The sequence below is a fragment of the Pseudomonas sp. B424 genome (genome assembly GCF_055408345.1).
Genome location: NZ_JBUZTL010000019.1, coordinates 104,955 through 114,843 on the forward strand (window position 1 = coordinate 104,955; position 9,889 = coordinate 114,843).

Sequence of the window (9,889 nt, forward strand, 5' to 3'; positions counted from 1 at the left end):
CAATGCCGGCATCCCCGCACGGGAATATTTCGATGAGTTCTGTGGCTGTGTTCAGCAAGGCCTCGCCGTTTGATGCGTTGCAACGCTGGTTGCCCAAGCTGGTCCTGGCACCCAGCATGGTGATCGTGTTGGTTGGCTTTTATGGCTATATTTTCTGGACCTTTATCCTTTCGTTTACCAACTCCAGCTTTATGCCCAGCTACAAATGGGTTGGCCTGCAACAATACGCGCGCTTGATGGAAAACGATCGTTGGTGGGTCGCCAGCAAAAACCTGGCGGTCTTTGGCGGGATGTTTATCGCTATCAGCCTGGTGATCGGCGTGTTCCTGGCCATCCTGCTCGACCAGCGCATCCGCAAGGAAGGCTTTATCCGCACGATCTACCTGTACCCGATGGCGTTGTCGATGATCGTCACCGGTACGGCCTGGAAGTGGCTGCTCAACCCGGGCCTTGGCCTGGACAAGATGCTGCGCGACTGGGGCTGGGAAGGCTTTCGTTTTGACTGGCTGCTGGATCAGGACCGGGTGGTGTACTGCCTGGTGATCGCGGCGGTATGGCAGGCTTCCGGCTTTGTGATGGCGATGTTTCTGGCCGGTTTGCGCGGGGTCGATCAGTCGATCATTCGTGCGGCCCAGGTCGACGGCGCAAGCTTGCCGACCATCTACCTGCGCATTGTGTTGCCGAGCCTGCGCCCGGTGTTTTTCAGTGCCTTCATGATCCTGGCGCACATTGCGATCAAGAGCTTCGACCTGGTGTCTGCAATGACCGCCGGCGGCCCGGGCTACTCCTCGGACTTGCCTGCCATGTTCATGTATTCCTTCACTTTCAGCCGTGGGCAAATGGGTATTGGTTCTGCCAGTGCGATCATGATGCTGGGGGCGATCCTGGCCATCCTCGTGCCGTATCTGTATTCCGAGTTGAGGAACAAACGCCATGATTAATACCCGGCGATTTACCTTCAGCCGCCTGGCGATTTACACCACCTTGTTCCTTGCGGCGGCGGTCTATTTGATCCCGCTGGTGGTGATGCTGCTTACCAGCTTCAAAAGCCCGGAAGACATCCGCACCGGTAACCTGCTGAGCTGGCCGCAAGTGATCGATGGCATTGGCTGGATCAAGGCCTGGGACACGGTGGGCGGTTACTTCTGGAACTCGGTGAAAATCACCGTGCCTGCGGTGCTGATCTCGACCTTTATCGGCGCCATGAACGGATACGTGCTGTCGATGTGGCGCTTCCGGGGCTCGCAGCTGTTTTTCGGCCTGCTGCTGTTCGGTTGCTTCCTGCCGTTTCAGACCGTGTTGCTGCCGGCCTCGTTCACCATCGGCAAGCTGGGGCTGGCCAACACCACCACCGGCCTGGTGCTGGTGCATGTGGTGTATGGCCTGGCCTTCACCACGCTGTTCTTTCGCAACTACTACGTGAGCATCCCGGATGCGCTGGTGAAGGCTGCGCGGCTGGATGGCGCGGGCTTTTTCACCATTTTCGGACGGATTTTGCTGCCGATGTCGGTTCCGATCGTGATGGTCTGCCTGATCTGGCAATTCACTCAAATCTGGAATGACTTTCTGTTTGGTGTGGTGTTCGCCAGCGGTGATGCGCAACCGATAACGGTGGCGCTGAACAACCTGGTCAATACCAGCACCGGGGCCAAGGAATACAACGTGGACATGGCTGCGGCCATGATCGCGGGGCTGCCGACGCTGCTGGTCTACATCTTTGCGGGCAAGTATTTTCTGCGCGGGCTCACGTCCGGTGCGGTCAAGGGGTAAGGCATGGCAACTCTCGAACTACGCAACGTTAATAAATCCTACGGCAAGGGTTTGCCGGATACGCTGAAAAACATCGAACTGAAAATCGACGATGGCGAGTTTCTGATTCTGGTGGGGCCTTCGGGTTGCGGCAAATCGACCCTGATGAACTGCATCGCCGGCCTTGAGACCATCAGTGGCGGTGCGATCCTGGTGGACGATGCCGACATCAGCGGCATGAGCCCCAAGGACCGCGATATCGCCATGGTGTTTCAGTCCTACGCGCTGTACCCGACCATGAACGTGCGGGACAACATCGCCTTCGGCCTGAAGATCCGCAAAATGAGCGCGGCGGCGATTGAGGAAGAAGTTGCACGGGTCGCCAAGCTGCTGCAAATCGAGCACCTGCTGGGCCGTAAACCCGGACAGCTGTCGGGTGGCCAGCAGCAGCGCGTGGCCATGGGCCGGGCGCTGGCGCGGCGGCCGAAGATTTATCTGTTTGACGAGCCGCTGTCCAACCTCGACGCCAAGCTGCGGGTCGAGATGCGCACCGAAATGAAGCTGATGCACCAGCGGCTGAAAACCACCACGGTCTACGTCACCCACGACCAGATTGAAGCCATGACCCTGGGCGACAAAGTGGCGGTGATGAAGGACGGGATCATCCAGCAGTTCGGCACGCCCCGGCAGATCTACAACGATCCGGCCAACCTGTTTGTGGCCAGCTTTATCGGCTCGCCGCCGATGAACTTCATTCCTCTGCGTTTGCAGCGCCGGGAAGGCCGCCTGCTGGCAGTGCTCGACAGCGGCCAGGCCCGCTGCGAGTTGCCGCTGGGCATGCAGGACGCAGGGCTGGAGGACCGCGATGTGATCGTGGGCATCCGCGCCGAGCAGATCGTGCTGGCGCCGCAAGAGCCCAATGGCCTGCCGACGATTCGCGCGCAAGTGCAAGTCATCGAGCCCACCGGCCCGGACACCCTGGTGTTTGTGAACCTCAACGACAGCAAGGTCTGCTGCCGCATGGCCCCTGATGATGCGCCTCAAGTGGGTCAGAGCCTCAACTTGCAGTTCGATCCGTCTAAAGTGCTACTGTTTGATGCCAATACGGGCGAGCGTCTGGGAGCGATGAGTTCGCCTCAGGCCCACGGCCGGGCTGATAACGTGGCGCAATTCAAGGGTCGTTAAGTCGGAACAGGGAGCCTGTTGTAGGGCCTCCTTGAGTTGTGCCGCGTTAAACAAAGCCAATAAGAAAACAACGAGGATTTAAGGGATGACTAACAGAATGACCCGCACCCGTCTGGCCTGCCAGCTGTCGGCTATCATCGCGCTAAGCCTGGGGGCAGGCAGTGTCTATGCTGACGAAGCCTTCAGCGCCGATTCGAAATGGATGACCGGCGACTGGGGTGGCGAGCGGACCAAGCTGATCGAGCAGGGCATCGACATCAAGATGGATTATGTCGGTGAAGTGGGCGCCAACCTGCATGGCGGTTACAACGACGACAAGACCGCGCGCTACAGCGACCAGTTTGGTCTGGGCGTGGCTCTGGACCTGCAAAAACTGTGGGGCTGGGATAACACCCAGGCCAAGATCCAGCTCACCAACCGTAACGGTCAGAGCATCTCCAATGACCGTGTCGGCGACCCGCGTGCCGGCACCTTGAGTTCCTCCATGGAAGTCTATGGTCGTGGCCATATGGTGCGTCTGACCCAGATGTACATCCAGCATCAGTTCCTCGACGGCAAGCTGGACGTCAAGGCCGGTTACTTCGGCGAAGGCGAAGACTTCAACACCTTCCCGTGCGAGTTCCAGAACCTGGCGTTCTGCGGTTCCCAGGTGGGTAACTGGGCCACCAACGTCTGGTACAACTGGCCGGTCAGCCAGGCAGCACTGCGGGTGAAATACAACATCACTCCTGAACTGTATGCCCAGATCGGTGCGTACAACCAGAACCCGTCGCAGCTGGAACACGGCAACGGCTTCAAGCTCAGCGGCAGTGGCACCAAGGGTACCGTGCTGCCGGTCGAACTGGTCTGGTCGCCAAAGCTCAACAACCTGCCGGGTGAATACCGTGTCGGTTACTACAAGAGCACGGCGCCTGCCAATGACGTGCGTGTCGACATCACCAGTACCGGTCAGGACTATCGCGTACGCGACAGCAAACACGGTTACTGGTTTGTTGTGCAGCAGCAACTCACCAGCCACAACGGTGACGCTTCGCGCGGTCTGAATATCGCGGCCAACGCCACTTTTCACGATAAGGCCACCAACATCGTCGACAACTACCAGTCGCTGATGTTTGTGTACAAGGGGCCATTCGATGCCCGTCCCAAGGATGACATCGGAATTGGCGCCGCCCGTATCCACGTCAACGATGACGTGAAGAAAAGCGCCGAGCAGATCAACGCTTCGCTGGGTGTCACCGATTACAACGATCCGCTGTACTCGCCGCTGCGTTCCACTGAGTACAACTACGAAATCAACTATGGTTTCCACGTGACCAACTGGCTGACCGTGCGTCCTAACCTGCAATACATTACCCATCCGGGTGGTGTGGATCAGGTGGACAACGCATTGGTGGCTGGCTTGAAAATTCAGTCGGTGTTCTAAGTTCCTTGCGCTAAGCTCCTTGCCTTTCTAGCGGATAGCCTTGGCTATCCGCTTTTTTTCGGGTCGGCACAACCCGGCGCATGATTTTCAGGACTGCGGCACATGCATGAGCATCCGCTTCACCGTTTTTTCAAATCCAGACGCGAGCAACCTATTTTCCAGTGGGAACGCTTTCAGTTGCGCGATGTGTTGGTGATCGATCACCCGCATTGCCAGGCCGTGTTCAGTCGTCAGGGGGCGCAATTGCTGCACTTTCAGCCGACCGGGCAAAAGCCGTGGCTGTGGTGCGCAGCCAAATGGCCGCAGGTGGGGGCGATACGCGGCGGGGTACCGATTTGCTGGCCTTGGTACGGCCGCCATCCCAGCGAAAACGCGTGGCCATCCCACGGTTGGGCGCGACTGATCGACTGGAAGCTGATCGACAGCAGCACCGACGAAGAAGGCGTAAGCCTGCACTGGCGTTTGCAACTGTGCGATTGGCAAGTGGACCTGCATGCGCGACTGGGTGAACAAATGGAACTGCGCCTGAGCACCGAGCATCAAGACGACGAGCCCTGCCAGGTGAGTCAGGCTTTGCGCGCTTACTGGCGTATTGGTGACGTGGCAGAGGTAGCGCTGTCCGGGCTGGATGGTGTGCACGGCTACGACCAGCTGAACCGCGAGGTATGCCAGCAGAAGGGCGAGTTGCGAGTGGAGGGCGGTTGTCAACGGGTGTTCCAGCATGACGGTGAAATGCAGCTCAATGACCACGCCTGGCAAAGGGCGTTAAGCATTGACACGGGTAATCAGGCCAACACAGTGGTCTGGCACCCGGGCAAGCGGCCGTTGCTGGGCGTGAGCTGGAGTGAGGTCATGGGCTTTGTGTGCGTGGAGTCCACCAGTGGCGGCACGCATAACCAGACTCTGGCCCCCGGTGAACAGGCTCATTTGAGCTTGCAGGCGCGGGCGGGACTGGTGGGGGTTTGAGGGCTTTGACTTTATGACTGGGGGGGGCTGCGTCGGTATTGGCGCAACGGTATGGGGCTAAACTGAAAAGGCTACATCCGAAAAGAGTTGGATCTTTGACTATCAACTTTCTATGTAAAACATAGGAGATATCTCATGTTCAGCACTCATGGCGCCTTATGCCGAAATACACCACAACTCACAGTCACTGAAAATCGCGGGTTGGTTATCCGCAACGTCCGCTACCATCGCCACCCCGATACGCTATCCCTGACCGATGAGCGTATTACCCGTCATCAATACACCGCCCGAGGGGGACTTGTGCTGCGTATTGACCCGCGACTGTTTGCTTTGCGGCAAGCCGATCCGGGGGTTGAGCCCAACTTTGTCTATATCTCGTCATTAAGTGGCGATGTACTGCGCACTGTCACTGTGGATGCCGGTACCACCATTACGTTTGGCGACGCTGCCGGTCGTCCGTTATTGAATGTTTCAGCAACGGGGCTCAAGCGTACTTTTGGCTATGAGAGCAATGGTCTGCCTGGTCGCCTGCTTGATATTACTGAGCAGGCGAAGAGCGAAATTGCCCGAGTGACAGAACGTTTTTTCTGGGCGGACAACAGCCAGGCTCAGCGGGATCGCAACCTCGCCGGGCAATGTGTGCGCCATTACGATACCGCCGGTCTTAATCAGACCAACAGCCTTGCCCTGACGGGCATGCCCGCATCGGTCAGCCGTCAGTTACTGCAAGAGCATCAGCACGCTGACTGGCAGGGCGCCGGCGAACTTGCCTGGGAAAACCTGCTGGCTCCCACTCGGTTCACAACCCGCAATACCCTTGATGCGACGGGTGCTCCCCTGATCGGGACCGACGCCTATGGCAACGTTCAGCGTCTGGCATACGATATTGCCGGGCAACTCAAGGGCAGTTGGCTGACGCTCAAGGGGCAAGCCGAACAGGTTATCGTTGCCAGCGTGACGTACTCTGCCCAAGGCAAGAAACTGCGTGAAGAGCACGGCAATGGCGTGGTGACTACCTACCGCTATGACGCGGCGAGCCAGCGCCTGACTGGCATCAAAACCGAGCGTCCAGCCGGTCATGCCAACGGTGCCCGGACCCTGCAAGACCTGCGTTATGACTATGACTCGGTGGGCAATGTGCTGCTGGTACACAATGATGCTCATGCCACCCGGTTCTGGCGCAATCAAAAAGTAGTGCCACAGAACACCTACCTCTACGACAGCCTGTATCAACTGATACAGGCTGCCGGACGTCAGATGGCCAGTGCCGGTCAACAAAGCAGCACACTTCCTTCCCCGTATATCCCGCTTCCCGTCGATGACAGTGCCTATACCCACTACACTCGCACCTACACCTATGACCGTGGCGACAACCTGGATCGAATCCGCCACAGCGCCCCGGCCACTAGCAATAACTACACCACGGATATCACGGTCTCCTCCCGTAGCAACCGAGCGGTGCTGAGTTCGCTGGCGATAGCGCCCGACAAAGTAGACGAGTTGTTCGACAGCGCCGGGCATCAGTTGCTGCTGTTCGCCGGCCAGCACCTGAGCTGGAATGCCAGGGGTGAGTTGCAACAGGTCAACCCGGTGGTGCGTGAGGGCGCAGTATCTGACAGTGAGCGGTACCGTTACGCCAGTGATGGTCTGCGTGTCGAAAAAATCAGCCTTCAGCTCAGTGGCAACAGCACTCAGGTGCAACGGGTGACTTACCTGCCGGGGCTGGAGCGCCGCACCACCCATAGTGGCGACACCTTGAAAGAGGATCTGCATACGATCACGGTAGGTGAAGCCGGTCGGGCACAGGTTCGTGTGCTGCACTGGGAGGCTGGGACAGTGGTCAGCAATGATCAGGTGCGCTACAGCTATGACGACCTGATTGGGAGTTGTGGGCTGGAGGTGGACGCCAGCGGCGAGATCCTCAGCGAGGAAGAATATTATCCGTTTGGGGGCACTTCAGTCTGGGCCGCCCGCAGTCAGACCGAGGCGGACTACAAAACCATCCGCTATTCGGGCCGGGAACGGGATGCGACCGGGCTGTATTACTACGGTCATCGCTATTACCAGAGTTGGGCAGGCCGATGGCTGAGTGCCGACCCTGCAGGGACTGTGGATGGATTGAACCTGTACCTGATGGTCAGAAATAATCCCGTTACTTTTAAAGATGCATTGGGCTTGATACTGGAAAGCGAGAATGAAGCGGGCGCCGATGCACCCAAAGTGTTGGGTAACCTGTTCAAGCCTGAAGTGTTTAAAGTGCCTTTTGCCTTGATAGAGACACTGGCTGCAAAACTTGAGCTCACAAAAGACAAACCCAAGCAAAACATCCTCTATATCAGCGCCAAGCCCAATCCGTTCTCAATTGATATGACCGAGAAAGCAACGGCTGAGTTTGCCAGCAAGAAGATGAGTTATCTGACACATAAAGGCCATCAGGTAACCGGCGCTTATGTGAGTTCTGTGCAGGAACTGACGGACACTTGGAATGCAATCGGTACGGGGCAACTGGCAGGTATCGACAAGGTAATTCTTGATTATCACGGCTCCATCAGCCCCAGACGAGGGCAGCAGAGTGTGGTGATTGTGGGGAGTACCAGTGAGCTTTTGGACAAGGATGCCATTGCCAAGTTGCAGAGCAAGGACTCGGTCAAGACGGTGTCTCTGTACACCTGCTTTAGCGGGTTTATGGACAAGTTCAATCCTGCTGTCGGCTTTCTGGACAAGTTGACGGATGCCGATGCCCATACGGTTGGCTTTGATGCTCAGGGTGATAATGATATGAGGTCGATGAAGGTCAATCGACACCCTCAGGCGGGTGCTCCCTTTGACAATGCCTTGACGGCACTGGGCATCACTCGTCCCCAGGTGGGACGCGTCAAGTATGTAAAACGCTCGGCTACAGAAGTGGAAGTTCAGTACCAGCGGGGTCGAGATCAGGTTAAAACGCCGGTTGAGTTAGGGAAATACTTTAGCTGACAGGGTGAATCATAAAGGGCGGCGTCCCTCAGCAGTTTGATACGCCGCCCCCAGTCCTCAGGCTTTAAGGTGTGCCCTTAAATACAGAAGTTAGGCTTGTTGTAGGTTAGACCGGTGCTGGATGCTTTTGGCACAGGTCCTTTATAAGACAAGTGTGATTTCGTAAGTGTAAGGCTGTGAGGCACGATTATTTGTGGCCTGAATAAACTGTTCATGACTTCGCTGGCTTGCCCTGAGGCCTGAAGTGCAAAGGCGTTGTCTTTTGTATCGCCGCCGAAATGCTGCAGTTCACCCACTATTCTTAAAGCCAGCCCCTCAATCATGTCCCGCCCCACAAAAACCGATGACAGGATGGTGTTCGATTCGGCGGACCTGAAAAAAGTATCTTTATCTTCACGGGCGACCCAGCCGGGTTTATTCGATCCAGGCCTTTGGTCCACTTGTGCAAGGTCCATCAACTCGATGTGCGTGTACTCGTGGCGTTCCTTTAACGCACCCATAGGTGCTTGAAACCGATGCTCACCAAATCGGCTTGTATTTTTTCGGCCCGTTGCACCTGTCTCGAGTGAAAAGAAGACAAAGTCGTCGGTGGCGAAACTGTCCAGGTCGAGAGTGCTTGTGTTGCCCGTATTGAAGCTGATTTGGTTTTTCTCTAACTGTTTTCGCGACATCAGCGTGAGCGTACCTTCGCTGTCGCGGTAGTCCTTGTTTGAAAAGTGTACGAGGTCAAACAGCTCGTCCTGGAATCCCTGCACGAATTGGTTTTCTGCTGATGACAACTCAAGGTTTTGCTTGAGGCTCATAATGTTGTCACCGGACAACTCTCTGACCGCAGTGAACCCGTCGGGCCGGCCCCTCAAATCCTCCCAGGCATCCCCCTCATTGACCATGCGGTTATAAGCATCGGCGACCTCTTGCGGCAAATTGCCGTCTTCATCAACGAAGCGCAGCGGGTTATTGCGCAGCATCCGATAGAGATTCAATCCGTCCAGAGTCCCGGCGGGGTCTGGGTTGATCCAGCGTTGCAACCAAGGGGCGTAATACCGTGCGCCGTAGTAATACAGCCCCGTGGCATCCCGTTCTTTTCCTGAATAACGTACGGTCTTGTATTTGGCCTGCACCGCACTGCGTGCCGCCCACCAGGAAGTTCCGCCGTAGGGGTAGTAAGTTTCCTGGCTGATCAGCTCGCCTGCGTGATCCAGCTCCAGGGTACTGCTGCCCAGATGATCCGCCAGGCTATAGCGCCACTGATCCTGATCGATTCCGCTGGGGCGTCCGGCCTCCCAGTGCAGCATCCGGACATGGTTACGACCCGCCTGGGTTGTCATCACATGCAGTCGCTCACCTGCGGTTGATTCATGTACTTCGAGCCCCGGTAAATACAGCGTCTGGCTGGTCAGCTCACCGCCCCCTGTCTTGGCGCGCCGTACTTTGCGTACGCGCAGACCATCGCCATCGTAGATATAGGTTTCAACATCGTCGTCCTGGCCGTCAGCTTGCGCGCGCACCACCTGCGTCACCTGATGCAGTTGATTGCGGGCATTCCACTGCATGGCCTGGCCCGGTGCCAGTGCCAGGTGATTGCCGTTG

The 9,889-nt window shown here is 57.1% G+C and carries 7 protein-coding genes; 6 read left to right on the plus strand and 1 reads right to left on the minus strand.

What is annotated here, in order from left to right; translation table 11 throughout:
* Nucleotides 1-32: 32 nt before the first annotated feature.
* From ACZRMS_RS19670 to ACZRMS_RS19695, 6 genes are all read left to right on the plus strand, one after another.
* Nucleotides 33-941: a carbohydrate ABC transporter permease gene (locus tag ACZRMS_RS19670; protein ID WP_463996660.1), complete on the plus strand. Its 909-nt coding sequence runs from the start codon at nucleotides 33-35 to the stop codon at nucleotides 939-941.
* Nucleotides 934-1,770, plus strand: a complete 837-nt coding sequence (locus ACZRMS_RS19675; protein WP_463996661.1) for a carbohydrate ABC transporter permease — start codon at nucleotides 934-936, stop codon at nucleotides 1,768-1,770. Before ACZRMS_RS19670 ends, ACZRMS_RS19675 begins: the two co-directional genes overlap by 8 nt.
* A gap of 3 nt (nucleotides 1,771-1,773) precedes the next feature.
* A complete protein-coding gene (locus ACZRMS_RS19680; RefSeq protein ID WP_463996662.1) occupies nucleotides 1,774-2,934 on the plus strand; it encodes an ABC transporter ATP-binding protein in 1,161 nt (386 codons plus the stop codon).
* Between the two features lie 85 nt (nucleotides 2,935-3,019).
* Entirely contained in the window at nucleotides 3,020-4,357 is a 1,338-nt protein-coding gene (locus ACZRMS_RS19685) for a carbohydrate porin (protein ID WP_463996663.1), read from the plus strand.
* Nucleotides 4,358-4,459: 102 nt separating this feature from the next.
* Nucleotides 4,460-5,323 (plus strand): D-hexose-6-phosphate mutarotase, encoded by an 864-nt coding sequence (locus tag ACZRMS_RS19690; protein ID WP_463996664.1) that lies wholly within the window; start codon nucleotides 4,460-4,462, stop codon nucleotides 5,321-5,323.
* Nucleotides 5,324-5,458: 135 nt separating this feature from the next.
* On the plus strand, nucleotides 5,459-8,299 hold the full coding sequence (locus tag ACZRMS_RS19695) for an RHS repeat-associated core domain-containing protein (RefSeq protein ID WP_463996665.1): 2,841 nt from the start codon (nucleotides 5,459-5,461) through the stop codon (nucleotides 8,297-8,299).
* A 77-nt stretch (nucleotides 8,300-8,376) separates the two neighbouring features.
* Here the strand turns inward: ACZRMS_RS19695 and ACZRMS_RS19700 are convergent.
* Nucleotides 8,377-9,889: RHS repeat-associated core domain-containing protein (locus ACZRMS_RS19700; RefSeq protein WP_463996666.1), on the minus strand; the 1,513-nt coding region annotated here is incomplete at its 5' end.